Below are 25,336 nucleotides of genomic sequence, written 5' to 3' on the forward strand. Positions count from 1 at the left end.
AATACGGCGCCGCCCGGCCTCTGAGGGCCGGTACGGCAATGCGGGTCAGGTCAGCGCTGAACGGGTGTCGGGCGCTGTTGCTCGGCGCGTCGGCCCAGCACCTCGTACACCGAGGGGTAGGCCGGGCGCTCCACGTAACGACCGGCGCCAGGCTCGGCGCGCAGGTCGCCATCGGCCCAGAGCACCTTGCCCTGGCTGATGGTGTGGCTGGGGATGCCGCGTACGGTGCGGCCTTCGAAGATGTTGAAGTCGACCCGCTGGTGGTGGGTCTGGGCGGAAATGGTGCGCGTGCCCTGCGGGTCCCACAGCACCAGGTCGGCGTCGGCGCCGACGCGGATGGCACCCTTGCGTGGGAACAGGTTGAAGATTTTCGCGGTGTTGGTCGAGGTCAGCGCGACGAACTCGTGCAGCGACAGGCGCCCGCTGTTGACCCCGGCGTCCCACAGCACCGCCATGCGGTCTTCGATGCCGGCCGTGCCGTTGGGGATGCGGCTGAAGTCGTTGCGGCCCATGGCCTTCTGCTCGGCGCAGAAGCAGCAGTGGTCGGTGGCGGTGGTGTGCAGGTTGCCCGATTGCAGGCCGCGCCACAGCGCCTCCTGGTGCTCGCGCGGGCGGAACGGCGGGCTCATCACATAACCGGCGGCGGTCGCCCAGTCCGGGTGGCGGTAGACACTGTCGTCGATCAGCAGGTGGCCCGGCAGCACTTCGCCGTACACCGGCTGGCCTTTGGCCCGGGCGTAGGTGATTTCGTCCAGCGCTTCACGGCTGGAGATGTGTACCACGTACAACGGTGTGCCAATGGTCTCGGCAATGCGGATGGCGCGGCTGGCGGCTTCGCCTTCGACTTGCGAAGGGCGCGACAGCGGGTGCGCTTCCGGCCCGGTCAGGCCCTGGGCCAGCAATTTTTGCTGCAGGTGGTAGACCAGCTCGCCGTTCTCGGCGTGCACCGTGGGCACGGCGCCCAGCTGCAGGCAGCGCTCGAAGCTGGCCACCAGGGTGTCGTCGGCCGCCATGATGGCGTTCTTGTAAGCCATGAAGTGCTTGAAGCTGTTGACCCCATGTTTGCTGACCAGCTCGCCCATTTCTTCGGCGACTTGCTCGCTCCACCAGGTGATGGCGACGTGGAAGCCGTAGTCGGATGCACTCTTCTGTGCCCAGCCGCGCCAGGTGTGAAAGGCCTCCAGCAGCGATTGCTGCGGGTTGGGGATGACGAAGTCGATGATCGAGGTGGTGCCACCGGCCAGCCCTGCGGCGGTGCCGCTGAAGAAGTCCTCGCTGGCGACCGTGCCCATGAAGGGCAGCTGCATGTGGGTGTGCGGGTCGATGCCGCCGGGCATCAGGTAGCGGCCGCTGCCGTCGAGGATCTCGCACTCGGTCGGGGCTTCGAGGTCTTTGCCGATGGCGCGGATCTGGCCATCGACACACAGCACATCGGCGGGATAGCTCTCTTCATGGGTAACCACGGTGGCGCCACGGATCAACAGGGACATGCCGTCTTCCTCGCAGGCTGACCGGTCTGTGCCGGTTCTTGAAGTTGTTATGTGCCAGGGGCTGAAGGCGGCGTGTTAATCCTGTCAGGCCTGACAAGATTGGAATTTAGATGCAGTTTCAGGATTGTTCAAGAAAATAATTTATATGCTTATAGCTCTAATAACTAATTGATAATTAACGATAAATTGTTGAAATCACCAAAATGGTGAGGCCTTTCACCATTTTGACGCACTTGACAAGAAGCCAAATTGGTCAAGATTTTCCATGCAAAATCAGCTGCTTGATTACTGGCTTCGAGGCGCAGGCCGCGCCGTTGAAAAACCAGGCTGCACCAGTTTGAAACCTGTTGCAGGGGCCAAGGCCGGCCCAAGGCGGCGCAAGCGCCAGGCGAGGGGATAACCGTGCCCGCGCCTGCCGCACAACAATGCTATGCAGATCAGTTGTTTACCTCCGGTCGGCGGCGGCCGGCCGGGTAGGCGCAAGCCAACCCGGCACGCAATTTGAGTACGGCCACAACCGCCAGGCCGGGCCGGAGGAGCAGTACTGGTGGTGTGTGTCCTCCGGCCATCGCGTTAGCCCGATGAGCAAACAACTAGAAGAAATCTGGAGAAGGCCCCATGCAACAGAGCAGATCGCAAGTGATCGAGCAGGCAGGCCTGTTCGAGCTGTCCGCAGGCAGTGACGTCCTCGACAGCCCGCGCTACAACCACGACATCGCGCCGACCAAGGTGCACCAGCGCACCTGGAACAAATGGCACATCACCGCGCTGTGGGTGGGCATGTCCATCTGCGTGCCCACCTACACCCTCGGCGGCGTGCTCACGGCTTACTTCGGCCTGAGCGTGGGCGAGGCGCTGCTGGCGATTCTGCTGGCCAACCTCATCGTGCTGATCCCGCTGACCCTCAACGCCTTTCCGGGTACCCAGTACGGCATCCCGTTCCCGGTGCTGCTGCGCTCGTCGTTCGGCATCCTCGGCTCCAACGTACCGTGCCTGATCCGCGCGGTGGTGGCCTGTGGCTGGTTCGGCATCCAGACGATGTTCGGCGGCCTGGCCATCCACCTGTTCCTCGGCTCGATCTTCGACGGCTGGAAGGCGCTGGGCGGTACCGGCGAGGTGATCGGTTTCATGATCTTCTGGGCGCTGAACCTGTGGGTGGTGCTGCGTGGTGCCGAGTCGATCAAATGGCTGGAAACACTGTCGGCACCGCTGCTGGTGGCGGTTGGGTTCGGCCTGCTGTTCTGGGCCTTGCCGCACATGTCGATGAGCGAACTGCTGGCGCAGCCACCCAAGCGCCCGGAAGGCGCCAGCGTGGTCGGTTACTTCTGCGCCGGGCTCACTGCCATGGTCGGCTTCTGGGCTACCTTGTCGCTGAACATTCCGGACTTCAGCCGTTATGCGAAAAGCCAGAAGGACCAGATTCTCGGGCAGATCTTCGGCCTGCCGCTGACCATGTTCCTGTTCGCCTCGCTGGGCGTGGTGATGACCGCAGCCTCGGCATCGCTGGTGGGCGAAACGGTGTCCGACCCGGTCACCCTCATCGGCAAGATCCACAGCCCCGGCTGGGTGGCGCTGGCCATGGCGCTGATCGTGATCGCCACGCTGTCGACCAACACCGCCGCCAACATCGTCTCGCCGACCAATGACTTCCAGAACATCGCCCCGCGCCTGATCGGGCGCAGCCGCGCCGTGTGGCTGACCGGTTTCATCGGCCTGGCGCTGATGAGCCACGAGTTGCTGAAGAAACTGGGCTGGATCGTTTCTGACCTGAGCCTGGAGAGCGTCTATTCCAACTGGTTGCTGGGCTACTCCAGCCTGCTCGGGCCGATCGCCGGGATCATGGTGGTGGACTACTTCCTGATCCGCCGCCAGCGCCTGGACCTGGCCGGGCTGTACCGCGACGACGTGTACCCAGCATGGAACTGGGCCGGTTTCGTCGCGTTCGCCTTCCCGGTGGCATTGACCGTGCTGGCCATCGGCAACAGCAGTTTCAGCTGGTTCTACGACTATGGCTGGTTCACCGGGTCGCTGCTGGGCGGGGCGCTGTACTACGCCCTGGGCGGTATGGCGGTGCACGGGCCGGCGATCGCGCCAGTGCAAACCAATAAAAATGCCTGAGGAGAAACACCATGAGCCAATCCCAGCATGTCCTGAAATCCACCGAGCGCCACGTCGACAGCGCACGCCTGTGGCAATCGCTGATGGAACTTGCCCGTCTCGGCGCCACCGCCAAGGGGGGCGTGTGCCGGCTGGCCCTGACCGACCTTGACCGCCAGGCTCGCGACCTGTTCGTCCAATGGACCGAGGCTGCCGGTTGCAGCGTCAGCGTCGATGCGGTGGGCAACATCTTCGCCCGCCGCCCGGGGCGTAACCCCAAGTTGCCACCGGTGATGACCGGCAGCCATATCGACACCCAGCCAACCGGCGGCAAGTTCGATGGCTGTTTCGGCGTGATGGCCGGGCTGGAAGTGCTGCGTACCCTCAACGACCTGGGCATCGAGACCGAGGCCCCATTGGAAGTGGTGGTGTGGACCAACGAAGAAGGCTCGCGTTTTGCGCCCTGCATGATGGGGTCGGGTGTGTTCGCCGGCAAGTTCACCCTGGAAGAAACCCTGGCCAAGCGTGATGCCCAGGGCGTGTCGGTCGGCGAGGCGCTGAACGCCATCGGCTATGCCGGCCAGCGCGCGGTGCTCGGGCACCCGGTAGGCGCCTACTTCGAAGCGCATATCGAACAGGGGCCGATCCTTGAGGACCAGGCCAAGACCATCGGTGTGGTGCTCGGTGCCCTCGGGCAGAAGTGGTTCGACCTGACCCTGCGCGGCGTCGAAGCCCACGCCGGGCCCACGCCGATGCACCTGCGCAAGGACGCCCTGGTGGGCGCCGCAGCCGTGGTCGAAGCGGTCAACCGCACCGCCCATGCGCATCAGCCGCACGCCTGTGGCACGGTCGGTTGCCTGCAGGCCTACCCCGGCTCGCGCAACGTGATCCCGGGGGAGGTGCGCATGACCCTGGACTTCCGCCATCTGGAAGGCGACCAGCTGGATGCGATGATCGCCGAAGTGCGCGCGGTGATCGAGGCGACCTGTGCCAAGCATGGCTTGAGCCATGAACTGATCCCCACGGCAGACTTCCCGGCGCTGTACTTCGACCGCGGTTGCGTCGATGCCGTACGCCAGTCGGCGCAAGCACTGGGGTTGCCGCACATGGACATCGTCAGCGGGGCAGGGCATGACGCGATCTTCCTGGCCGAGTTGGGGCCGGCGGGGATGATCTTCGTGCCTTGCGAGAATGGCATCAGCCACAACGAGATCGAGAACGCCACGCCAGAAGACCTGGCGGCGGGTTGTGCCGTGTTGCTGCGGGCCATGCTGGCGGCGTCGGAGGCGATCGCCAGCGGGCGGCTGGCGGCATAGCAACGCTCTGACCGGGGCCGCAAAGCGGCCCCGGCGATCTCAAGACGAAACGGCCACCAGGCACCCATCACGCCCGATATGGTAACGCTGCAGGTCCTGCGCCAAGGTCAGATGCCCGCTGTAGTGAGCCAACGCTTCATCACGCACATCATCGATGCACGGGCTGCGCTTAGGATCCCCCTGATACCGCGCACTGAAATGCGTCAACACCAGATTACGCACCCCGGCCGCTTCAGCAAACTGCGCCACTGCCGCCGCCGTGCTGTGGCCAAACGTATTGCCACTGCGCTCGACGATGGGCTGGGTATAGGTTGCCTCATGCACCAGCACATCTGCGTCCCTGGCGGCCTCGGCAAGTAATTCCGGGTTGTCGTTATCGCCACAGACGATCACCCGCCGCGGTGGTCGAGAGGCTTTCAGGTAGTCTCGCGGCTCAAGCTGCTGCCCGTCATGCTCGACCGCCAGGCCCTTGGCCAGGTCACCCCACAACGGCCCACGCGGGATCCCTTCGGCCTCCAGCCGCTGAATATCCAGGCGTGGTTCAGGGTTCAGTTCGGTAAACACGAAGCCAACGCTCGGCACTCGGTGCGACAGCTGCACGGTACTGACCTGGATGTGCTCGCTGTGCCAGTGCCCCAGGTGCTCGACCGGCAACAGGCGCAGTTCGAACGGCAGGTAGGTTTCGCTCGCCGCCAGGCTCAGGCGCACCCAGTCCTGCAAGGCGGCGGGCAGGATCAGGTCCAGTGGTTCGCTGCGCCCACCCATCCCGGCACTGGCCAGCAGCCCCGGCAGGCCGAAGCAATGGTCGCCATGCACATGGGTGATGAAGATGCCGCGCAGGTCGCGTACCGACAGCGAACTGTGCAGCAGCTGGTGCTGGGTACCTTCGCCGCAATCGACCAGGTACCAGTGTTTGCCGCTGGCTTCGATGACGGCGGTGGCGCTGACATTACGGGCTTTGGTGGGCACCCCGGAGGAGGTGCCCAGAAACTGCAGGTCCAATGTTTTGCTCCATGCGTGGGGGAGCCACACCTTAGACGGAATGCTGCAGGGCGTCGATGCTCAGGGCTCGGCAGGGGCGTCCTGACGCCAGATCAGCTTGCTGGTGTCGTAGCCCTGCTTCTGGGCCAGCGCCAACAGCTGGTCGCGGGTCTGGTCGGTGATTGCCGGCGTGCGCGACAGCAGCCACAGGTATTCGCGGTTGGGGTGGCCGACCAGTGCCACGCGGTAGTCCTTGTCGTGGTACAGCACCCAGTACTCGCCCTTGGTCAGCCCCGGCGCCAGGCGGCTGAACCAGTTGTCGAAGCGCACCCAGAGCTTGTCGGTACGGCCCGGCACCTGGGCTTCGGCGATGCCGCGGGCTTCGTTCAATGCGCCGTCCTTTTCCTTGCAGCGGTTGGTCACGTCGATGCGGCCATCCTCGCGCAAACCGTAATGGGCTTCGGACTGCACGCAGTTGCGCTGGAAGAACATCGGCAGGCGCGCCAGCTCGTACCAGGTCCCCTGGTAGCGGTGCAGGTCGACCTGTTCGGTGGTCGGCGGGGTGTGGTGATCGTCGTTGGAACCGACGCAGCCCATCAGGGCCAGGGTCATGCAGGAAAGCATAAGGGCCTTGCGCATCGCCATGGCAAACCTCCTGTCAGCGAGTGTGGGGCTTACTTTTGATTGGATGCGGGTAGGGTGTAAAAGTTGTATTGGTTCGCTTTGGCATTTGCAGCGCCTGTCAGCCCTCACCCATTCTCCGGCGGCAAATCAAACGATCCGGTCTCAACCTCACCCACCCGCACATAGCGGGCAATGATCACACCCTTGGGTGTCACCTGAGAACGCTCCAGTTTGAAAACCCCAGGCGCCGCATCATCACCGAACAACCGCTTGCCATGCCCCAGCAACACAGGGTGAATGAGCAACTGAAGCTCATCGACCAGCCCGGCAGCAAGCAGTTGCTGCACCACATTTGCACTGCCCTGGGTCAGCAGATCGGCGCCGTCCTGCTGCTTCAAGGTACGTACTGCTGCAACAATATCCGCACCCAGTGCATGGCTGTTATGCCAACCAAGGCTGCTCGGCTCATGAGTAGCGACGTGCTTGGCCACGCTGTTGAACAGGTTGGCGATGGAGAAATCCTCGGTATCGTCCTTCACCTTCGGCCAATAGCCGGCAAAGATATCGTAGGTGCGCCTTCCCAGCAGCAATTCGAAAGGCTGGTTGAACAGTGCCTGCATGGCCTGGCCGAACACTTCCTCGGCATGGGGCACGAGCCAGCCGCCATAGGTGAAGCCGCCGCTGCTGTCTTCCTGTGGGCCGCCGGGGGCCTGCATGACGCCGTCGAGGCTGACGAAGGCGGCTACGATGAGTTTGCGCATGACGGCTCTCCTGAAAGGCCTGTCGGGGTTGATGATTCACCTATGGTCGAACGGCACGCGGCCATTTCGACAGGGCATGCAGTCCCGTTTTTGGCACAAGCACGGTCACCTGCCTGGGTTACCATCCACGCCGTGAACCCTATCTCCACAGGAGTGCCGCCCGTGACCGAATACACCGCGTTCAAGGTCGAACTGACCGACAACATCGCCCATGTACAGATCAACCGCCCGGAAAAGATCAACGCGATGAACGCGGCCTTCTGGGCGGAAATCGTCGACATCTTCCAGTGGATCGATGACACCGATGCCGTGCGTGCAGTGGTGATCAGCGGTGCCGGCAAGCATTTTTCCGCCGGTATCGACCTGATGATGCTGGCGTCGCTGGCCGGGCAGATGGGCAAGGACGTTGGCCGCAATGCCCGCTTCCTGCGCAAGACCATCCAGCGCCTGCAGGCGTCGTTCAATGCCGTGGACAACTGCCGCAAGCCGGTGCTGGCGGCGGTGCAGGGTTATTGCATTGGCGGTGCGATCGACCTGATCTCTGCCTGCGACATGCGCTACTGCAGCCGCGATGCGCAATTCTCGATCAAGGAAATCGACATGGGCATGGCCGCCGATGTCGGCACCTTGCAACGTTTGCCACGCATCATCGGCGACGGCATCATGCGTGAGCTGGCCTTCACCGGGCGCAATGTGGACGCCGACGAGGCGCTGCGCATCGGCCTGGTCAACCGGGTCTATGATGATCAGGCCGCGCTGCTCGACGGGGTCTTTGCCATTGCCCGCGAGATTGCCGCAAAATCGCCGATCGCTGTGGCCGGCACCAAGGAGATGCTCAGCTACATGCGTGACCATCGCATCGACGATGGCCTGGATTACATCGCCACCTGGAACGCCGCGATGCTGCAGTCCGAAGACCTGCGCGTGGCCGTGGCGGCGCACATGAGCAAACAGAAACCGACGTTCGCCGACTGACCGGGCCGGGGGACGCGCAGTAAAGGAACCCCCGACATGTCAGTTCGCTGGACTACCGCAGTACTCGACCCACAGCTCACCGGGGGGCTGGCCGTGGCCCGCAGCCCGGAAGGGTTCCTGGTGGACGCCAACGGCGCGCTGTTCCCTCGCGACTGGCTCAAGCGCCAGGACCTGGACGTGCTGGGCGAGCACGGCATCGGCCATTTCGACGGCGAGCCGGTATTCCTGCTGGAGCTGCGCAGCGCGACCGAGGTACCGGGTTGCAGCTGGCGTGGCCTGCGTGCATTCATGCTGGAGGGTGACTTCGACATCTACAAAGTGCTCGGTTATGCCGCGCAGATCGGCACCTGGGCGCGCGAGCACCGTTTCTGCGGCAGCTGCGGCCAGGCAATGACGCAGATTCGCTGGGAGCGGGCGATGTACTGCCAGCCCTGCGACCTGCGCAGCTACCCGCGCATTTCGCCGAGCATGATCGTGCTGGTGACCCGGGGCGACGAGATCCTGCTGGCCCGTTCGCCGCGCTTCGTCACGGGTGTATACAGCACCCTGGCGGGCTTTGCCGAGCCGGGCGAATCCGCTGAAGACTGCCTGGTACGCGAAGTGCGCGAAGAGGTGGCGGTGGAGGTGCGCAACATCCAGTACGTCGGCAGCCAGTGCTGGCCGTTCCCGCACTCGATGATGCTGGGCTTCCATGCCGAATATGCCGGGGGCGAGATCGTCATGCAGCCGGACGAGATCGAGGATGCCAAGTGGTTCAGCGTCCATGACCTGCCGCCGCTGCCGGCTGGGCGCTCTATCGCCCGTTACCTGATCGACTTGTACGTGGCCAGGCGGCTGGGCAGTGACATCCCTGCTTTCCCGTCCTAGCTGCAGTGAGAAATGACCACCGACTAGGCGCAGGATGCAGGCAATGGTCATTCCATTGCCAAATCCTGCAACGACGGCGGAGGACATTTCTCGCGCAGATAGGGCGGGAAAGCAGGGGTGTCATTGCCCATCAGGCCTGCCCGAACCAGTGCTGCCACGCTAGGCGTACGGTCAACGCCAGCACCACGGTGATGAACACCGGGCGGATGAACTTGCTGCCGCCACTTATCGCCGTGCGTGCGCCGAAGAAGGCGCCGACCATCACCGACAGGCCCATGCACAGGCCGACGATGTAGTCCACCTGCCCGGAAATGATGAACACCGTCAGCGCCGCGATGTTGCTGACGAAGTTCATGCTGCGCGCCACGCCGCTGGCGCGGACCAGGTCGATGGGGTAGAGCAGCAGTGTGCTCACGGTCCAGAACGCCCCGGTGCCGGGGCCGGCCACGCCGTCGTAGAAACCCAGGGTGAAGCCTTGGGGAAACTGCCATTTCTTCTTGATTGGTGCATCGGCATCCAGCGGTGCCTTGGGCGTGCCGCCGAACAGCAGGTAGATGCCGCAGGCGAAGACGATCACTGGCAGCATCTTGTTCAGCCACTCGGCTGGCATGTAGTGGGCCACCACCGCGCCGATCGAGGCACCGAGCAGCGTCGCGAGCAGGGCCGGGCGCCATTGCGCCGGGTGGAACAGCTTGCGCTTGTAGTAGGTGAAGCCGGCGGTGGCCGAGCCGAAGGTCGAGCTGAGTTTGTTGGTGCCCAGCACCAGGTGCGGCGGCATGCCGGCGGTGAGCAGTGCCGGGGTGGTCAGCAGGCCGCCGCCGCCGGCGATGGCATCGATGAAGCCGGCGACAAAGGCGACCAGGGCGAGGATCAGCAGGGTGAGCGGTTCTACGGTGAGTTCGAAGGGCATGGTGGCTGGCAGGCAGAGGGTAGGGCGTGCGGCAAAAGGCCGCGCTAGAAGGGGGACATGGTAATCCTGGGCGCAAACGGTTGCCAGTGCCGGCCTCTGCGGGCTTGTCGAGGCGTCGAACCGCCGCGAAGAGGCCGGTACAGCAATCCCCATCAACTCTGGATGAACGCCAGCAGATCCGCATTGATCACATCTGCATGCGTGGTCGGCATGCCATGCGGGTATCCCTTGTAGGTCTTCAAGGTGCCATTGGGCAGCAACTTGGCCGACAGCGGACCGGAGTTCTCGTAGGGTACGATCTGGTCATCATCGCCATGCATCACCAGCACGGGCTGTTTGATGCCTTTGAGATCCTCGGTGAAATCGGTCTGCGAAAACGCCACGATGCCGTCGTAATGTGCTTTGGCGCTACCGATCATGCCCTGGCGCCACCAGTTGCCAATGATACCTTCCGACGCCTCTACGCCCGGCCGGTTGTAGCCATAGAACGGCCCTGTCGGCACATCGCGATAGAACTGCGCACGGTTGCTGGCGACCTGGGCCTGGAAGCCGTCGAACACCGACTTGGGCAGGCCGCCGGGGTTGGCCGGTGTCTGCACCATCAGCGGCGGCACGGCGGCGATCAGCACGGCTTTGGCGACCGGGTCACCAGGGTGCCGAGCCATGTAGCGCACCACTTCGCCGCCTCCGGTGGAGTGGCCGACATGCACCGCGCCCTGGGTGCCGAGGTGGGCGACCACGGCTGCCACATCGTCGGCATAGTGGTCCATGTCGTGGCCGTCCCACACCTGGCTGGAGCGCCCGTGGCCGCGGCGGTCATGGGCGACCACGCGAAAGCCCTTGGCGAGGAAGAACAGCATCTGCGCGTCCCAGTCGTCGGCGCTGAGCGGCCAGCCGTGGTGGAAGTGGATGACCGGCGCGTCGCGCGGGCCCCAATCCTTGTAGAAAATCTGAACGCCATCCTTCGTGGTTACGTAGCTCATGGTCGTGTCTCCTCAGTGCACGAACCGAAGTGAGCTATTGAGAATAGGAGGGATTGCGCACGGCATTGGAATTTGTGGTGGCGGTACCGGCTTCTTCGCGGGTAAACCCGCGAAGAAGCCAAAATCTATGTCACAGGAACCAGCGGTACTCCCGCGCACTGACTTCCTGCATGAATGCCAGATGGTCCTGGCGCTTGTTCTCGCAATACACCATCACGAACTCCTCCCCCAGCCCCTCGTTCACCGCCGGGTGGCTGCGCATGGCCGCGACCGCGCCGAGCATGTCCTTGGGGAAATCGATCCCGCTGCTGCGATCTTCGTTCAGCGGCGCAATCGGCTCCTGCCCGGCATCCAGCCCATGCTCCATGCCGCACAGGATCGCCGCCAGCACCAGGTACGGGTTGGCATCCGCCCCCGCCAGCCGATGCTCGATACGCAGGTTGCGCGCATCCGACTCGGGAATGCGAATGCACGCATCACGGTCCTCGAACCCCCAGCTGGCACGGCTGGCGGCATTGACCATGGCGCCGTAGCGGCGGAACGCATTGTGGTTGGCGGCGAAGATCGGCATGCAGTGCGGCAGCAGCGCCAGGCAGCCGGCCACCGCGTGGCGCAACGGGCGTTGCTGGTCGGCGGCCAGCAGGTTGTTGCCGGCCTGGTCGTACAGGCTCACATGCACATGCATGCCGCTGCCCGGCGCCTGCAGGTAGGGCTTGCTCATGAACGAGGCGCGCAGCCCATGCTTGAGCGCCACCCCGCGGGTGCTGCGGCAGAACAGGGCGGCCCAGTCGGCGGCTTGCAGGCCGTCGTCGCAGTGGCCGAAGTTGATCTCGAACTGACCGGGGCCCAGTTCGGCGGTGATGACGTTGGCGTCTACACCTTGCGTATTGGCGGTGTCGACCATGTCGTGCAGCACGTCGCTGAAGCGCGACAGCCGTTCGATGTGCATGTTGGGCTGGTCGTCGGGGTCATCGCTGAGGGGATCACGCGGGAACTGCGGCAGGCCTTGCTTGAGCGCACGGTCGAACAGGTAGAACTCCAGTTCGAACGCCACCACCGGGCGAATGCCGCGTCGTTCGAGGCGCTGCAGCACACGGGCGAGGACCTCGCGGGGCTCGAACTCGATCGGCGCGGCAGTGCCGTCGGAGCTGATCAGCATCTGCCCCAGCGGCTCGCGCTCCCAGGTTACCGGCTTGAGCGTGCCGGGGATCAGGCGGCGGATGGCATCCGGGTCGCCGTCGTTGAAGCAGTAGTCGCCAATCGGGAACAGCCCACCTTGTACGCCCAACAGCACGCAGTTCTGCGGCAGTTTCAGCGGGCTGCCAGCGGCGACTTTCTCCAGCATGTCGATGGGGTAGCGCTTGCCATAGAAGTGCCCGGGGATGTCCAGGCTGAGCAGGTCGACATGGCTGACGTCGGGGTAGCGGGCACGGAACGCGCGGACTTCACTGAGCAGATCGGGAAAGCCTGTTGTTAGGGTCATGCTGTGCTCTCATCGGAATACCCAGAGGACGCGGGTCGTCTGGTTGGTCAGGTTGGCGTAGCGAAAGTGGCGGTTGGGTGGCAGCTGGAAGCTGTCGTTGGGCGCGAGGGTCACGGCTTGCTCGTCCTCGGCAAGCCAGAGGGTCAGTTCACCCTCGAGGACGAAACCCCCTTGCTCGGAGCTGTCGTCCAGGTGCCCCTCGCCACTGCTGGCGCCGGGCGCCAGGTGGCTTTCGAGCATGGCAAAACGGCCGTTGAGGGTCGGCGAGGCGAGCACGTCGCTGATGCCTTCGGCGTAGTAGATGGTGCGTCGCTCGCCGGGGCGGGTGACCCAGTCCAGCGCGGGTGGCTGGCTGGCCTGGTAGAAGTAGGTGGTCGGCACCTGCAGGGCTTCGCTGATCGCCGTGAGGTCGGCCACGGTCGGCTGCGACAGGCCGCGCTCGACCTGGGACAGAAAGCCCAGCGAGCGTTTGACCTTGCCCGCCAGCTCATCGAGGGTCAGCCCGCGGTGCTTGCGCAGGTCGCGGATCAGCAGGGCCAGGCCCTGGGCGTCTTCAGACATGATCGCGCATCCTGTACCAGGCCTTGGCCGCCGCTTCCAGCGGAGCGGCCAGCAGGTCACCGCCGGGGAAGCGGCCGTTGTCGATGCCCTGGTACAACGCCAGCAGGTCGTCGTCGCCGAGGATGGCATCGCTGACCGCCCGCGCGGCGGCCAGGGTCGGCAGTACGCCATGGCCGGAGAAACCTTGCAGCCAGTAGCGCTGGCCCTCGCGGCCGACGTCCGGGGTGCGCTGGATGCTGCAGTCGATGTGGCCGCCCCAGGCATAGTCGATGGCCACCCCGGCCAGTTGCGGGAACACCCGTTCCAGGTAGGGGCGGGTGGCGCTGGCGACGTCCTTGGGGATGCCGCCCAGGTAGGTGCAGCCACCGCCGAACAGCAAGCGGTGGTCGGGGGTGAGGCGGAAGTAGTCGGGCACGAACTGGTTGTCGATCACGCAGCTGTTGCGCGGCAGCAGCGAGCGGGCGAACTCGGCATCCAGCGGCGCGGTGGCCACCTGGTATGAGCCGACCGGCAGCAGCCGGCGCGACAGGCCGCGGTCGAGGCGGTCGATGTAGGCATTGCAGGCCAGTACCAGCACGTCGCAGTGCACCTCGCCATGCTCGGTGCGGGCCACGTAGCCGTTGGCGCCGGGCTGATAGCCGAGCACCTGGCTCTGCTCGAAGATGCGCCCGCCATGGGCTTCGATAGTGGCAGCCAGGCCCTGGGCCAGCTTCAGCGGGTTGAGGTGCGCGCCTTTGCCGTCATACAGCGCGGCCTGGTAGCGCGGGCTGTCGATCCATTGCGGCAGCTCGTCACGGCCGATCAGGCGCAGGGCGTCGTAGCCCCATTTGTGCTCGGCGTCGTGCAGGGCGTCTTCGAGCATCTTGATGCGCCGAGGCAGCACGGCGGTCCACAGGCTGCCGAGCCGGTAGTCGATGTCGAAGCCATGGCGCAGGGGCAGCTCGCGCATCTCGTCGGCGGCCCAGCACATGCTGTCCCGCAGCCGCCGGGTGCGTTCCACGCCCAGCGCTTTCTCCAAGGGCGGCATGTCGCACGACCAGCCCAGCAACGCCTGGCCACCGTTGCGACCGGAGGCGGCCCAGGCAACCCGGCTGGCTTCCAGCAGGGTGACGCGTTTGCCGGCCAAGGTCAGGCGCAGTGCCGTGTGCAGGCCGCTGAAACCGGCGCCGATGATCAGCACATCGGTGTTGTGCGGGCCTTGCAGGGTAGGGCGCAGGGGGATGCTGGCGGGGTAGGTCTGGGCGTAGTAGCTGGCGACGTGCTGGGCGGATTGCTTGAACATGCCTGGGCCTCGTGAAATTTATTGTGGTTATTTTCATGAAAATTTAGCAGGTAATTTTCATGGCGCCAGGGCCGTTCGTCTTTCTTGATGGGTTGTATATGATCCGCAAGCCGCTCTGACAGGAATCTCCGATGCGCCGCCTGCCTTCCCTGACCGCCCTGCGCACCTTCGAATGCGCCGCCCGCCATGGCCACTTCGGCCGCGCCGCCGCTGAGTTGTGCGTCACCGACAGCGCCGTCAGCCACCAGATTCGCCAGCTCGAGGAGCAGCTCGGTGTCGCCCTGTTCGAGCGCGTGGGCCGCCAGGTGCGCCCCAGCGCCGAAGCCGAACGCCTGCTGCATCACCTGCAACAGGCCTTCGAGCTGATCGGCAAGGCCTGCGACGAGTTGCGTGACCCGGCGTCCCAAGCGGTGCTGAGGGTGGCGGTGACAGCGGAGCTGGCGCAAAAATGGCTGGTCGCGCGCCTGGCCGACTTCAGCAGCCGCTACCCGCACATCACCCTGCACCTGCACGATCAGCCGATTGATGCCGGCGCCCCGGCGCTGGACGTCGACCTGGCCATCACCTACGGCACCAGCGCCCTGGACGCCAGCACCCACTTCGTTCGGCCACTGCCGTTGCTGCAGTTCTTTCCGGTGTGCAGCCCGGGCCTGTTCAACCAGGGCGGCCTCAAGCGCCCGCGCGAGCTGGTGCGCCACTGCCTGTTGCACGACGACCAGGATGGCCGCACCTGGACCACCTGGCTGGCCACCCATGCCGAGGACGCCTTGCCCACCCGTCAGCTGTATTTCCCCCATGCCGCGCTGGCGCTGGAGGCCGCGCTGCTGGGGCAGGGCGTGGCGATGGGCGACAACCTGACCTGCCAGGCTGACCTGCAGAGCGGCCGGCTGGTGCGCCCGTTCAGTGCCAGCGTGACGGCCCAGGGGCAGTACGCGCTGGTGTGCGAACGGCTGCGCCTGGAGCGTGCGCCGGTGGCCGACTTCATCGAATGGTTCATCGAACAGCTGGGCGATAGCTGAATTGAATTCAGCTATCGCTGAGTTTTCATCGTTGGATGCCGCCAGCGCGGCGGCGTAGCGTGCAGCCATCACTCACCGACACGAGGTTGACCCATGGCACGTTCGCTCACCACCACCCCCAAGGCCGATGGTTTCCGCCTGCCCGGCGAATTCGAGCGCAAGGCTGGCTGCTGGCTCGGCTGGCCTGAGCGCCCGGATGTCTGGCGCAATGGCGCCAAGCCTGCGCAGAAGGTCTGGGTCGAGATCGTCACGGCGATCGCCTCCAGCGAGCCGGTCACGGTCTGCGCCTCCGCTGCCCAGTACGCCAACGCCCGACGCCTGCTGCCAGCGCAGGTGCGGGTGGTGGAAATGACCTGCAACGACACTTGGTTCCGTGACAGCGGTGCCTGCTTTGTAGTCAATGACAACAGTGGTGAAGTGCGCGGTGTCGACTTCGAGTTCAACGCCTACGGCGGGCTCGATGGTGGCCTCTACTACCCGTGGGACAAGGACGACCAGATTGCCCAGAAGATCCTCGAAATCGAAGGCCTGGACCGCTACCGTGCGCCGCTGATCGCCGAGCTTGGCGGCATCCAGAGTGACGGCCAGGGCAGCCTACTGACCACCGAGCAATGCCTGCTCAACCGCAACCGCAACGCCCACCTGGGCAAGGCCGAGGTGACCCGTCGCCTTGAAGACTACCTGGGTGCCGAGCAGGTGATCTGGCTGCCGCGTGGTTGCAAGTTCGACGAGACCGATGGCCACGTCGACGACCTGGCCTGCTTCGTGCGCCCCGGCGAAGTGGTGCTGCAATGGACCGACAACCGTGACGACCCACAGTGGGAAATCTACCAGGAGGCCTACGACATCCTGCGCAGCAGCCGCGATGCCCGTGGGCGTGAACTCAAGGTACACAAGCTGCCCCAGCCCGACGTGCTGCGCTGGACGGCCGAAGAGGCCGCAGGGCTGGATCAGGTCGAAGGTACACACCTGCGCGAGGCCGGTACCCAGATCTGTGCCTCGTACATCAACTATTACGCCGGCAACTCGGCCATCGTCGTGCCGCTGTTTGGCGACCGCAATGACGCCGTTGCCCAGGCGACCCTGGCCGAGCTGTTCCCCGATCACCGCATCATCGGTATCGAGAACTCCCGCGAGATCCTGCTTGGCGGCGGCAATGTCGCCTGCATCACCATGCCGCAATACGCAGGAGGCCGCCGCTGATGAAGCTGAGCGCACTCACCCTTGCGCTCGCCCTGGGCTGCGCCGCCTCGGCGGCCCAGGCTGCCGAGGCACAACAGCCGACCGTCAACCTGTATATCTGGGGCGAGTACCTTGCCCCCGATACCTTGACCCGGTTCGAGCAGGAAACCGGCATTCGTGTGGTGGCCGATCACTTCGACTCGCTGGAAACGGCCGAGACCAAGCTGTTGACCGGTGGCAGTGGCTACGACGTGGTACTGACCGCCGGCCAGCACCTGAGCCGGGCCATTGCCAGCGGCGCCCTGCAGCCGCTGGACAAAGCCCGGCTGCCGCACCTGGCTGGGGTGGGTGAAGAGTTCCGCCAGCACATGGCCTTGTTCGACCCGGGCAACCGCTATGCCGGGACCTATGCCTGGGGCACCACAGGGGTGGGCTACCAGCAGCAGGCAGTAACTGCGCGTATGGGCGACGCGCCGCTGGACAGTTGGGCGATGCTGTTCGACCCGCAGGTGGTGGCGAAATTCGCCGACTGCGGGGTGAGCCTGCTCAACGACCCCAACGAAGTGTTTGCTGCGGTGATGCGCTACATGGGCCTGGACATCAATCAGCAGCGCCTTGAGGACCTGAAGGCGGCCGAGGTGCAGCTGCGCAAGGTGCGCCCGTACATTCGCTACTTTGACAATGACCGCAACATCAACGACCTGGCCAATGGCGAAACCTGTGTGGCGATGTCGTGGAACGGCAACGTGGCCATCGCCGCGGGGCAGGCGCAGCAGGCGGGCAAGGCGTTTGAGCTGGATTACAGCATTCCGAAGGAGGGCACGTTGATCTGGCTGGATGCGCTGGTGGTGCCCAAGGATGCACCGCATGCGGATGCGGCGTGGAAGTTGGTGGACTACCTGATGCGGCCGGATGTGATCGCGCCGATTACCGACACCATCCATTACGCCAATGCGATCACGGCGGCGGATGGGCTGGTGGATGCGCAGATCCGCAATGCGCCGGGGACTTATCCGCCTGCCGAAGTGAGGGCGCGGTTGTATGGCAAGAATGACAATGGCAAGGAGTTCAACCGCGAGCTGACCCGGGCGTTCAGCCGACTGAAGAGTGGTACCTGACAGGCAACCCATCAGCTTGAAGCTTTGCGCCTTGGTTTGCGGGCAGTAGTTTTGCCTTCAGCCGCCTTGCCTTTTGCGGCACTGCTGCGGCGCTTCTTCTTCCACGGCGCCGCCTTGCCCACCGCCGGCCCGGTAATGGTCATGCGCATCCCCCGGCAACGCTCCACCAGCTTGCCCATCCATGCCGACTGCCGGGTGACGAACTCTTCCAGGCTCATCTCGCCACTCTGCACCATGTCCAGCGCCTGTTCCCAGATGGCCGTGGTACCGGGGTCGGCAATGGCGCGGGGCACGGCGTCGATCAGGCTGAAGGCGGCTGGGGTGGCGGACAGGGCCTTGCCGTTCTTCAGCAGATAACCGCGGTCGAGCAAGCCCTGGATGATGCTGGCGCGGGTGGCTTCGGTGCCGATCCCGGTGGTTTCCTTGAGCTTCTGTTTCAGCTTTGGGTCGTCCACCAGCTTGGCGACGTTCTTCATCGCCTTGATCAGGTCGCCTTCGGTGAACGGTTTGGGTGGCTGGGTCCACAGGTCCTTCAGTTGCAAACCGTGCACGTTGCAGGCCTGGCCTTCACGCAAGGCCGGCAGCACCTGGGCTGGCTGGGCCTCGCGGCCCTTGGCCGGGGTCAGCGCCTCGGGCAGGGCGCGGCGCCAGCCGGGCTCGACGATTTGCTTGCCGACGGCGCGCAGGGCATGGCCGGCGCAGTCGAACTCGGCCTGGGTGCGGTCGCACTCGTGGTTGGGCAGGAACTGCGCCAGGTAGCGGGCACGGATCAGGGTATAGACCGCCTTGTGTTTGGCCGGCAGGCGAGCCGGGTCGCTGGCGGCTGCCGTGGGGATGATGCCGTGGTGGGCGCTGACCTTGGCGTCGTTCCAGGCGCGTGATCGGCGCTGTGGCTCCAGGTGCGCTTGCAGCGGCGCCAGGCTGGCGTCGGCCCGCTGCAGCGCCGCGAGGATGGCCGGCGCCTCGCCGTGCTGGCTGACCGGCAGGTAGCCGCAGTCGCTGCGCGGGTAGGTGATCAGCTTGTGGGTTTCGTACAGCGCCTGGGCGATGTCGAGGGTTTCCTGGGCGCCAAGGCCAAACTTTTTCGAGCATAGCTCCTGCAGGGTACCGAGGTCGAAGGGCAGTGGTGCGGCCTCGCGCACGCGCTCGGTGGCGACCTTGAGTACCCGTGCCGTACCGGCATTGTTCATGTCGGCAGCGGCCTGCTGGGCCAGCGCCTGATTGAGGCAGCGGCCCTGGTCGTCACAGGTGTCCTCCGGTGCGCGCCACTGGGCGTTGAAAACCTGGCCGGCACTTTCCAGCTGGACATCGATGGCCCAGAACGGCACGGGCACGAAATCAGCGATGCTGCGGTCGCGGTCGACCACCAGGCGTAGGGTAGGGGTTTGTACCCGGCCCACTGGCAGCACGCCCTGGTAGCCGGACTGGCGACCGAGCAGGGTGAACAACCGGCTCATGTTCATGCCGATCAGCCAGTCGGCGCGGGAGCGGCCCAGGGCCGAGTGGTAGAGGTTGAAGGTTTCCTGGCCGGGTAGCAGGCGCGCCAGGGCCTTGCGGATCGAGGCGTCGTCCAGGGCCGACAGCCACAGGCGCTGGATCGGGCCGCGGTAGCGGCAATGCTCGACCAGTTCGCGGGCAATCATTTCGCCTTCGCGGTCGGCGTCGGTGGCGATCACCAGCTCGCGGGCTTCGCCAAGCAGGCGCTTGACCGCCTTGTACTGGCTGGCGGTCTTGGGCTTGACCAGCATCTTCCACTTTTCCGGAATGATCGGCAGGTCGGCCAGGTTCCAGCGCTTGTAGCGGTTGTCGTAGCTGTCGGGCGGAGCGGTTTCCAGCAGGTGGCCGATGCACCAGGTCACGCAGACGTCGGTGCCCTGCCAGCAGCCGTCGGCCTTGCGGTTGGCACCGAGCACCTTGGCGATGTCTTTGGCCTGGGAGGGTTTTTCACAGAGGAACAGGCGCATGGCCGGGAACGCTTCATCGGGAGTGATGGGCACTAGGATGCGCAAGCGGGGGCGCAGAGGCAAGTTTTATCTGGATGGATGTACAGGTTTTTTGTGAGGGGGAGTGTCTTGACCTGTGCCGGCCTCTTCGCGGGTAAACCCGCGAAAGGGCCAGTGCAGGTTACAGATCAGGCGCGCGAGTCGCGCACCATGTCCACGTGCGGGATGCCGGCTTCGAGGAACTCCTCGCTGACTACGCGAAAGCCCAGGCGTTCGTAGAACGGCGTGGCATGCACCTGCGCACTGAGCATCTGCTGCTTCAGGTCACGCTCCTGCGCTTCGACGATCACTGCATTCATCAGTGCATCGCCGACTTTCAGGCCACGCCAGTCCTTGAGCACCGAGACCCGGCCGATGGTGCCGTCAGGCAGCAGGCGGGCGGTGCCGATCGGGTAGTCGCCTTCCAGCGCCAGGAAGTGCGCGGCGCTCGGATCGTCCGAATCCCACTCAAGCTCCGGCGGTACATGCTGCTCGGCAATGAACACGGCTTCGCGAATACGGCGGATATCAGCGTTGTCCTTGTGCCAGTCGGCTAGGCGCACACGAATCTTATTCATTGGCGAATCCCAGGCTTCCTTGTTTGATCAGCTGCTGTACCAGCATAAGGCCATCTTCATCCTGCAACCACTGCTCAAGGTTGTCGATGTGTAACGCATCGGCCGAGCACACCAGCTTCAGCAGTTCGCGCAGCTTGGCCGGCAGTGGGCAGCTGCGGCCGCTGGCGAACAGCATCAGGTCGTCGCCGAGCTCGGACCAGGCCATGCGGGCGCTTGGGTTGCGGATCAGGATGGCGCCGTCTTCCAGGGCTTCGATCAGCTCGTCCTCGTCCATTTCTTCACCGACCACCTGCTCCGGGTAGCGCGGCTCGGTCATGAACTGGCCGAACCAGGTCAGCAGCAGGTCCTTGTCGTTGGTGTGCTTGTCGATCAGCGCCTTGAGGCGGTCGAGGGCGTCGTGCTGGATCTGGTGCGGGTCGCTGGCAGGTTGTGCGTCGGCGTCGCTGTAGCGCTCTTCGTCCGGCAGGAACTGGCCGAGGAAGTCGGTGAAGTGGGTCAGCACTTCGGCGGCGCTTGGGGCGCGGAAGCCCACCGAGTAGGTCAGGCAGTTGTCCACGGCGACGCCGTAGTGGGCCAGGCGCGGGGGCAGGTAGAGCATGTCGCCCGGCTCCAGGGTCCATTCGCCGCTCTGTTCGAACTCGGCGAGGATGCGCAGGTCGGCGTGCTCCAGCAGCGGGCTGTCGCTGTTGCACATCTGGCCGATCTTCCAGTTGCGCTCGCCGTGGCCCTGCAGCAGGAACACGTCGTAGTTGTCGAAGTGCGGGCCGACGCTGCCGCCTGGGGTGGCGAAGCTGATCATCACGTCATCGATACGCCAGCTCGGCAGGAAGCGGAAGTGCTCCAGCAGCTCGGCAACTTCCGGGACGAACTGGTCGACGGCCTGCACCAGCAGGGTCCAGTCCTGTTCCGGCAGCTCGGCGAAGGTGTCTTCGGTGAACGGGCCGCGGCGCAGCTCCCATGGGTGGGCGCCGTGTTCAAGGACGATGCGCGACTCGACTTCCTCTTCCAGGGCCAGGCCGGCCAGCTCGTCGGGGTCGATCGGGCTTTCGAAGTCCGGGAAGGCCTGGCGCACCAGCAGTGGCTTCTTCTGCCAGTAGTCGCGCATGAATTCGCGGGCCGAGATGCCGCCGAGCAGCTGCAGTGGAGTATCAGGATTCATGTTCAACCTATTGAAAAAACGTAATTTTCGTCCGGGAATAAAAACGCCCGGCTAGGCCGGGCGTTGAACGCGACGGTCAGCTTAGATGCGTTTGGCCTGGGCTGCCGCGTTACCGATGTAGGTAGCCGGGGTCAGCAGCTTCAGTTCGGCCTTGGCGTCGGCCGGCATGTCGAGGCCGTCGATGAAGGTCAGCAGCGCTTCTGGCGTGATGCCCTTGCCACGGGTCAGCTCCTTGAGCTTCTCGTAGGGGTTCTCGATGTTGAAGCGGCGCATCACGGTCTGGATCGGCTCGGCGAGGACTTCCCAGCAGGCGTCCAGGTCGGCGGCGATGCGGGCTTCGTTGACTTCCAGCTTGCCGATGCCTTTCAGGCTGGCTTCATAGGCGATGACGCTGTGGGCGAAGCCCACGCCCAGGTTGCGCAGCACGGTGGAGTCGGTCAGGTCACGCTGCCAGCGCGAGATCGGCAGCTTGCTGGCCAGGTGCTGGAACAGCGCGTTGGCGATGCCTAAGTTGCCTTCGGAGTTTTCGAAGTCGATCGGGTTGACCTTGTGCGGCATGGTCGACGAGCCGATTTCGCCGGCAACGGTCTTCTGCTTGAAGTAGCCCAGCGAGATGTAACCCCAGACGTCGCGGTCGAAGTCGATGAGGATGGTGTTGAAGCGGGCGATCGCGTCGAACAGCTCGGCGATGTAGTCGTGCGGCTCGATCTGGGTGGTGTACGGGTTGAACTGCAGGCCCAGCTCGTCTTCGATGAAGGCGCGGGCGTTTTCTTCCCAGTCGATCTGCGAATAGGCCGACAGGTGGGCGTTGTAGTTGCCCACGGCGCCGTTGATCTTGCCCAGCAGCGGCACGGCGGCAACCTGGGCGATCTGGCGCTCCAGGCGGTACACGACGTTGGCCAGCTCTTTGCCCAGGGTGGTCGGCGAAGCCGGCTGGCCGTGGGTGCGCGAAAGCATCGGCACGTCGGCGTGGGCGTGGGCCAGGGCGCGGATGGCGTCGGCGATCTGGCGCATCAGCGGCAGCAGCACGTCGTCACGGCCAGCGCGCAGCATCAGGGCGTGGGACAGGTTGTTGATGTCCTCGCTGGTGCAGGCGAAGTGGATGAACTCGCTGACCTTGGCCAGCTCAGGCAGCTTGGCGGCCTGCTCCTTGAGGAGGTATTCGATCGCCTTGACGTCGTGGTTGGTGGTGCGCTCGATTTCCTTGACGCGTTCGGCGTGCTCGAGCTTGAAGTCGCTGGCCAGGCTGTCCAGCAGGGCGTTGGCTTCGGCGGAGAACGCCGGCACTTCGCTGATCTGCGGGTGGGCGGCCAGGCGCTGCAGCCAGCGCACTTCGACCAGGGCGCGGAAACGGATCAGGCCGAATTCGCTGAAAATGGGGCGCAAGGCCTGGGTTTTGCCGGCGTAACGGCCGTCTACAGGGGAAACCGCAGTGAGCGAAGAAAGCTGCATGGGGTGTTCTCGGACAGTCAGGCTTTTGGAAGGGCGCATATCATACATGAATTTTGCGCCCGAGTCGGGTGGCTGACCAAAGGTCAGCCCTATAAAAGTGCTTGATGCGATCCCTGTGGGAGCGGGTTTACCCGCGAATGCGGCAGTGAGGCCAACATCGCATTCGCGGCGGTTCGACGCTTCGATGAACCCGCTCCCACAGCGTCAGGAGGGCGAACGCATCATGTCGTACAGTTCGTTGAGCAGCTTGCGGCGGCTGAACACCAGCTGCCAGCGGTGCCCGCCCAGCTGGCGCCACAGGCGCGCGGCGCGGATGCCGGCGAGCAGCAGGGCGCGGATCTTCGAGGCGTTGCTGGCCTGCTGCAGGAAGCGCATGTCGCCATGCACCTGGATGCGCTGGCGCAAGGTACTCAGGGTGTCCTGGTACAAGGCTCCGCTGGAAGCGATGACATTTTCGTGAACCAGGCCGAAATGGTCGGCCTGGGACTGGATTTGCGGCAGGCGGTTGCCGATGGTGTCGAGCAGGTCGCCGCGCTTGTTCAGCTGGCGCTCAAGGCCGAGCATCGACAGCGCGTAGCGCAGCGGCTCGCGCTGCAGGCTGCTGGGGTCGCGCTCCAGGGCGCCGACCAGGGCGCGATAACCGTCACGCAGGTTGAGGTCGTCGCCGCCGAACACCTCCAGGGTGTCCTTGGGGTCGCGCACCAGCAGGCTGCCGAGCATGCAGCCGATGTTGGCTTCGCTGGCCTGGCCGGTACGGGCGATGCGGTCGACCAGCACGGCGGCCTGGAATACGCCGCCCAGGGCAATCAGCTGCTCCTGCAGGTTGCTCATGCGCGTGGGCTCCACGGCTCGGCGGTTTCGATCACGCCGCCGCCCAGGCACACTTCGCCGTCATAGAACACCACCGACTGGCCCGGGGTCACGGCGCGCTGCGGCTCGTCGAACACGGCGCGATAGCCGGTTGCGGTCAGCTCCAGGGTGCACTGCTGGTCGCTCTGACGGTAGCGCACCTTGGCCGTGAGCTGGCGCGGGCTGCTCAGGTCGATCGGGTTGACCCAGAAGATTTCCGAGGCGAGCAGGGCGCGGGAGAACAGCCACGGGTGTTCGTTGCCTTGGCCGACCACCAGCACATTGCGGGTCAGGTCCTTGTGCAGCACGTACCACGGCTCGTCACCGGCGTCCTTCAGGCCACCTATCCCTAAGCCCTGACGCTGGCCGATGGTGTGGTACATCAGGCCGTGGTGGCGGCCGATCACTTCACCTTCGGTGGTTTCGATGTCGCCGGGCTGGGCCGGCAGGTACTGCTTGAGGAAGTCGCTGAAGCGGCGCTCGCCGATGAAGCAGATCCCGGTGGAATCCTTCTTCTTGGCGGTGGCCAGGCCGTGTTTTTCGGCGATGGCGCGCACTTCGGGCTTTTCCAGTTCGCCGACCGGGAACAGGGTGCGGGCAATCTCTTTGCCGCCGACGGCGTGCAGGAAGTAGCTCTGGTCCTTGTTCGGGTCCAGGCCCTTGAGCAGTTCGGTCAGTTCGCGAGTGTCGCGGCGACGTACGTAGTGGCCGGTGGCGATCAGGTCGGCACCCAGCGACAGGGCGTAGTCGAGGAACGCCTTGAACTTGATTTCGCGGTTGCAGAGGATGTCCGGGTTGGGCGTGCGGCCGGCCTTGTATTCCTCGAGGAAGTGCTCGAACACGTTGTCCCAGTATTCGGCGGCGAAGTTGGCGGTGTGCAGCTTGATGCCGATGCGGTCGCACACGGCCTGGGCGTCGGCCAGGTCTTCACGGGCGGTACAGTATTCGGTGCCGTCGTCTTCTTCCCAGTTCTTCATGAACAGCCCTTCCACCTGGTAGCCCTGCTCCATGAGCAGAAGGGCGGAGACGGAAGAGTCCACGCCGCCGGACATGCCGACGATGACGCGGGTCTTGGCGGGGTCTTTGAGTGCTGGGCTGGTCATGGGTACCGGTGTGTATCAAGGGGGAAAAACGCCGATTCTATCAAAACCGGCGCGGCGCGTCAGTCACGCAGCAAGTCGAGGCTATGCAGCGGGCCGTCGAGGTAGTCGTCCAGGCAGCGCGGGACGAGTTCGCTGCGCCAGCGGGAGGGGTCGGCCAGCAGTTCGTCACGGGTCAGCCACACGGCGCGGACGATATCGCTGTCCAGCGCCCGCTCGGCATGGTGGCGCACGGGGCGGGCGGCGAAGCAGATGCGCTGGTAGGTCACGCCGTTGCTTGGCGCGGTGTACAGGTAGATGCCGACCACGCCGGTGAGCTCGACTTCCCAGGCGGTTTCTTCCAGGGTTTCGCGCAGGGCGGCCTGGGGCAGGGTCTCGTTGGGTTCGAGGTGGCCGGCGGGTTGGTTGAAGACGTGCTGGCCGGCTTTGAATTCTTCGACGAAAAGGAACTTGCCTTGGTCTTCGACGAGGGTGGCGACGGTGATGTGCGGTTGCCAGGTCATTGCGGGGTCCTTTGTCCAGAAAGCACAAACCCCGGTGCGTGGCCGGGGTTTGTGCTGTTACGTC

The 25,336-nt window shown here is 64.8% G+C and carries 23 protein-coding genes; 7 read left to right on the forward strand and 16 right to left on the reverse strand.

What is annotated here, in order from left to right; genetic code table 11:
* Positions 1–50 precede the first annotated feature (50 nt).
* On the reverse strand, positions 51–1,490 hold the full coding sequence (gene hydA, locus F6X59_RS09180) for a dihydropyrimidinase (protein ID WP_152955966.1): 1,440 nt from the start codon (positions 1,488–1,490) through the stop codon (positions 51–53).
* 618 nt (positions 1,491–2,108) lie between these two features.
* On the opposite strand from hydA, the gene F6X59_RS09185 reads away from it, so the two are divergent.
* Positions 2,109–3,608 (forward strand): NCS1 family nucleobase:cation symporter-1, encoded by a 1,500-nt coding sequence (locus F6X59_RS09185; protein WP_152955967.1) that lies wholly within the window; start codon positions 2,109–2,111, stop codon positions 3,606–3,608.
* Positions 3,609–3,619: 11 nt separating this feature from the next.
* On the forward strand, positions 3,620–4,903 hold the full coding sequence (locus F6X59_RS09190) for a Zn-dependent hydrolase (RefSeq protein WP_152955968.1): 1,284 nt from the start codon (positions 3,620–3,622) through the stop codon (positions 4,901–4,903).
* Between the two features lie 39 nt (positions 4,904–4,942).
* Here the strand turns inward: F6X59_RS09190 and F6X59_RS09195 are convergent, their stop codons facing one another.
* From F6X59_RS09195 to F6X59_RS09205, 3 genes are all read right to left on the reverse strand, one after another.
* Positions 4,943–5,905, reverse strand: coding sequence for a ribonuclease Z (locus F6X59_RS09195; protein ID WP_152955969.1), 963 nt, complete (start codon positions 5,903–5,905; stop codon positions 4,943–4,945).
* A 60-nt stretch (positions 5,906–5,965) separates the two neighbouring features.
* The gene (locus tag F6X59_RS09200) at positions 5,966–6,529 is read right to left on the reverse strand and encodes a lipocalin family protein (RefSeq protein ID WP_152955970.1); all 564 of its coding nucleotides are present in this window, start codon (positions 6,527–6,529) and stop codon (positions 5,966–5,968) included.
* Positions 6,530–6,633: 104 nt separating this feature from the next.
* Entirely contained in the window at positions 6,634–7,269 is a 636-nt protein-coding gene (locus F6X59_RS09205; RefSeq protein ID WP_152955971.1) for a dihydrofolate reductase family protein, read from the reverse strand.
* Between the two features lie 162 nt (positions 7,270–7,431).
* On the opposite strand from F6X59_RS09205, the gene F6X59_RS09210 reads away from it, so the two are divergent.
* Both F6X59_RS09210 and nudC read left to right on the forward strand, forming a co-directional pair.
* Positions 7,432–8,244 carry a crotonase/enoyl-CoA hydratase family protein gene (locus F6X59_RS09210; protein ID WP_372240343.1) on the forward strand — a complete coding sequence of 271 codons (813 nt, stop codon included), beginning with the start codon at positions 7,432–7,434 and terminating at the stop codon, positions 8,242–8,244.
* A 36-nt stretch (positions 8,245–8,280) separates the two neighbouring features.
* Positions 8,281–9,111 (forward strand): NAD(+) diphosphatase, encoded by an 831-nt coding sequence (nudC, locus tag F6X59_RS09215; RefSeq protein WP_152955973.1) that lies wholly within the window; start codon positions 8,281–8,283, stop codon positions 9,109–9,111.
* 130 nt (positions 9,112–9,241) lie between these two features.
* On the opposite strand, the gene F6X59_RS09220 is transcribed toward nudC, so the two are convergent.
* The 5 genes from F6X59_RS09220 to F6X59_RS09240 form a co-directional block, all read right to left on the reverse strand.
* Positions 9,242–10,021 (reverse strand): TSUP family transporter, encoded by a 780-nt coding sequence (locus tag F6X59_RS09220; protein WP_152955974.1) that lies wholly within the window; start codon positions 10,019–10,021, stop codon positions 9,242–9,244.
* 152 nt (positions 10,022–10,173) lie between these two features.
* Positions 10,174–11,004, reverse strand: coding sequence for an alpha/beta fold hydrolase (locus F6X59_RS09225; protein WP_152955975.1), 831 nt, complete (start codon positions 11,002–11,004; stop codon positions 10,174–10,176).
* A gap of 130 nt (positions 11,005–11,134) precedes the next feature.
* The gene (locus F6X59_RS09230) at positions 11,135–12,487 is read right to left on the reverse strand and encodes a glutamine synthetase family protein (protein WP_152955976.1); all 1,353 of its coding nucleotides are present in this window, start codon (positions 12,485–12,487) and stop codon (positions 11,135–11,137) included.
* Positions 12,488–12,496: 9 nt separating this feature from the next.
* A complete protein-coding gene (locus tag F6X59_RS09235; protein WP_152955977.1) occupies positions 12,497–13,048 on the reverse strand; it encodes a helix-turn-helix domain-containing protein in 552 nt (183 codons plus the stop codon).
* Positions 13,041–14,330, reverse strand: a complete 1,290-nt coding sequence (locus tag F6X59_RS09240) for an FAD-binding oxidoreductase (RefSeq protein ID WP_152955978.1) — start codon at positions 14,328–14,330, stop codon at positions 13,041–13,043. Before F6X59_RS09240 ends, F6X59_RS09235 begins: the two co-directional genes overlap by 8 nt.
* 131 nt (positions 14,331–14,461) lie before the next feature.
* On the opposite strand from F6X59_RS09240, the gene F6X59_RS09245 reads away from it, so the two are divergent.
* The 3 genes from F6X59_RS09245 to F6X59_RS09255 all read left to right on the forward strand — a co-directional run bounded on the left by F6X59_RS09245 (position 14,462) and on the right by F6X59_RS09255 (position 17,649).
* The gene (locus F6X59_RS09245; protein ID WP_152955979.1) at positions 14,462–15,349 is read left to right on the forward strand and encodes a LysR substrate-binding domain-containing protein; all 888 of its coding nucleotides are present in this window, start codon (positions 14,462–14,464) and stop codon (positions 15,347–15,349) included.
* A gap of 93 nt (positions 15,350–15,442) precedes the next feature.
* Positions 15,443–16,552 (forward strand): agmatine deiminase, encoded by a 1,110-nt coding sequence (aguA, locus tag F6X59_RS09250; protein WP_152955980.1) that lies wholly within the window; start codon positions 15,443–15,445, stop codon positions 16,550–16,552.
* The gene (locus F6X59_RS09255) at positions 16,552–17,649 is read left to right on the forward strand and encodes an extracellular solute-binding protein (RefSeq protein ID WP_152955981.1); all 1,098 of its coding nucleotides are present in this window, start codon (positions 16,552–16,554) and stop codon (positions 17,647–17,649) included. Before aguA ends, F6X59_RS09255 begins: the two co-directional genes overlap by 1 nt.
* 11 nt (positions 17,650–17,660) lie before the next feature.
* Here the strand turns inward: F6X59_RS09255 and F6X59_RS09260 are convergent, their stop codons facing one another.
* The 7 genes from F6X59_RS09260 to F6X59_RS09290 all read right to left on the reverse strand — a co-directional run bounded on the left by F6X59_RS09260 (position 17,661) and on the right by F6X59_RS09290 (position 25,272).
* Positions 17,661–19,613: a DNA topoisomerase III gene (locus tag F6X59_RS09260; protein ID WP_152956140.1), complete on the reverse strand. Its 1,953-nt coding sequence runs from the start codon at positions 19,611–19,613 to the stop codon at positions 17,661–17,663.
* Positions 19,614–19,780: 167 nt separating this feature from the next.
* Positions 19,781–20,209, reverse strand: a complete 429-nt coding sequence (locus F6X59_RS09265) for a GNAT family N-acetyltransferase (protein ID WP_152955982.1) — start codon at positions 20,207–20,209, stop codon at positions 19,781–19,783.
* Positions 20,202–21,368 (reverse strand): cupin domain-containing protein, encoded by a 1,167-nt coding sequence (locus tag F6X59_RS09270; protein ID WP_152955983.1) that lies wholly within the window; start codon positions 21,366–21,368, stop codon positions 20,202–20,204. The genes F6X59_RS09265 and F6X59_RS09270 overlap by 8 nt, the downstream gene beginning before the upstream one ends.
* 81 nt (positions 21,369–21,449) lie before the next feature.
* Positions 21,450–22,820: an adenylosuccinate lyase gene (gene purB / locus F6X59_RS09275; RefSeq protein ID WP_152955984.1), complete on the reverse strand. Its 1,371-nt coding sequence runs from the start codon at positions 22,818–22,820 to the stop codon at positions 21,450–21,452.
* Between the two features lie 204 nt (positions 22,821–23,024).
* Positions 23,025–23,651 (reverse strand): high frequency lysogenization protein HflD, encoded by a 627-nt coding sequence (hflD, locus tag F6X59_RS09280; protein ID WP_027919723.1) that lies wholly within the window; start codon positions 23,649–23,651, stop codon positions 23,025–23,027.
* Positions 23,648–24,772, reverse strand: a complete 1,125-nt coding sequence (gene mnmA / locus F6X59_RS09285; RefSeq protein ID WP_152955985.1) for a tRNA 2-thiouridine(34) synthase MnmA — start codon at positions 24,770–24,772, stop codon at positions 23,648–23,650. Before mnmA ends, hflD begins: the two co-directional genes overlap by 4 nt.
* 59 nt (positions 24,773–24,831) lie before the next feature.
* Positions 24,832–25,272, reverse strand: coding sequence for an NUDIX hydrolase (locus F6X59_RS09290; RefSeq protein WP_152955986.1), 441 nt, complete (start codon positions 25,270–25,272; stop codon positions 24,832–24,834).
* Between the last annotated feature and the right edge of the window lie 64 nt (positions 25,273–25,336).

Source organism: Pseudomonas sp. MN1F, from assembly GCF_009391885.1.
Lineage (GTDB): Bacteria > Pseudomonadota > Gammaproteobacteria > Pseudomonadales > Pseudomonadaceae > Aquipseudomonas.

Bases quoted from the DNA above. Each gene is read 5' to 3' on its own strand.
- hydA (WP_152955966.1), bottom strand. From the start codon at position 1,490: ATGTCCCTGTTGATCCGTGGCGCCACCGTGGTTACCCATGAAGAGAGC.
- F6X59_RS09185 (WP_152955967.1), top strand. From the start codon at position 2,109: ATGCAACAGAGCAGATCGCAAGTGATCGAGCAGGCAGGCCTGTTCGAG.
- F6X59_RS09190 (WP_152955968.1), top strand. From the start codon at position 3,620: ATGAGCCAATCCCAGCATGTCCTGAAATCCACCGAGCGCCACGTCGAC.
- F6X59_RS09200 (WP_152955970.1), bottom strand. From the start codon at position 6,529: ATGGCGATGCGCAAGGCCCTTATGCTTTCCTGCATGACCCTGGCCCTG.
- F6X59_RS09205 (WP_152955971.1), bottom strand. From the start codon at position 7,269: ATGCGCAAACTCATCGTAGCCGCCTTCGTCAGCCTCGACGGCGTCATG.
- nudC (WP_152955973.1), top strand. From the start codon at position 8,281: ATGTCAGTTCGCTGGACTACCGCAGTACTCGACCCACAGCTCACCGGG.
- F6X59_RS09220 (WP_152955974.1), bottom strand. From the start codon at position 10,021: ATGCCCTTCGAACTCACCGTAGAACCGCTCACCCTGCTGATCCTCGCC.
- F6X59_RS09225 (WP_152955975.1), bottom strand. From the start codon at position 11,004: ATGAGCTACGTAACCACGAAGGATGGCGTTCAGATTTTCTACAAGGAT.
- F6X59_RS09230 (WP_152955976.1), bottom strand. From the start codon at position 12,487: ATGACCCTAACAACAGGCTTTCCCGATCTGCTCAGTGAAGTCCGCGCG.
- F6X59_RS09235 (WP_152955977.1), bottom strand. From the start codon at position 13,048: ATGTCTGAAGACGCCCAGGGCCTGGCCCTGCTGATCCGCGACCTGCGC.
- F6X59_RS09240 (WP_152955978.1), bottom strand. From the start codon at position 14,330: ATGTTCAAGCAATCCGCCCAGCACGTCGCCAGCTACTACGCCCAGACC.
- F6X59_RS09245 (WP_152955979.1), top strand. From the start codon at position 14,462: ATGCGCCGCCTGCCTTCCCTGACCGCCCTGCGCACCTTCGAATGCGCC.
- aguA (WP_152955980.1), top strand. From the start codon at position 15,443: ATGGCACGTTCGCTCACCACCACCCCCAAGGCCGATGGTTTCCGCCTG.
- F6X59_RS09255 (WP_152955981.1), top strand. From the start codon at position 16,552: ATGAAGCTGAGCGCACTCACCCTTGCGCTCGCCCTGGGCTGCGCCGCC.
- F6X59_RS09260 (WP_152956140.1), bottom strand. From the start codon at position 19,613: ATGCGCCTGTTCCTCTGTGAAAAACCCTCCCAGGCCAAAGACATCGCC.
- F6X59_RS09265 (WP_152955982.1), bottom strand. From the start codon at position 20,209: ATGAATAAGATTCGTGTGCGCCTAGCCGACTGGCACAAGGACAACGCT.
- F6X59_RS09270 (WP_152955983.1), bottom strand. From the start codon at position 21,368: ATGAATCCTGATACTCCACTGCAGCTGCTCGGCGGCATCTCGGCCCGC.
- purB (WP_152955984.1), bottom strand. From the start codon at position 22,820: ATGCAGCTTTCTTCGCTCACTGCGGTTTCCCCTGTAGACGGCCGTTAC.
- hflD (WP_027919723.1), bottom strand. From the start codon at position 23,651: ATGAGCAACCTGCAGGAGCAGCTGATTGCCCTGGGCGGCGTATTCCAG.
- mnmA (WP_152955985.1), bottom strand. From the start codon at position 24,772: ATGACCAGCCCAGCACTCAAAGACCCCGCCAAGACCCGCGTCATCGTC.
- F6X59_RS09290 (WP_152955986.1), bottom strand. From the start codon at position 25,272: ATGACCTGGCAACCGCACATCACCGTCGCCACCCTCGTCGAAGACCAA.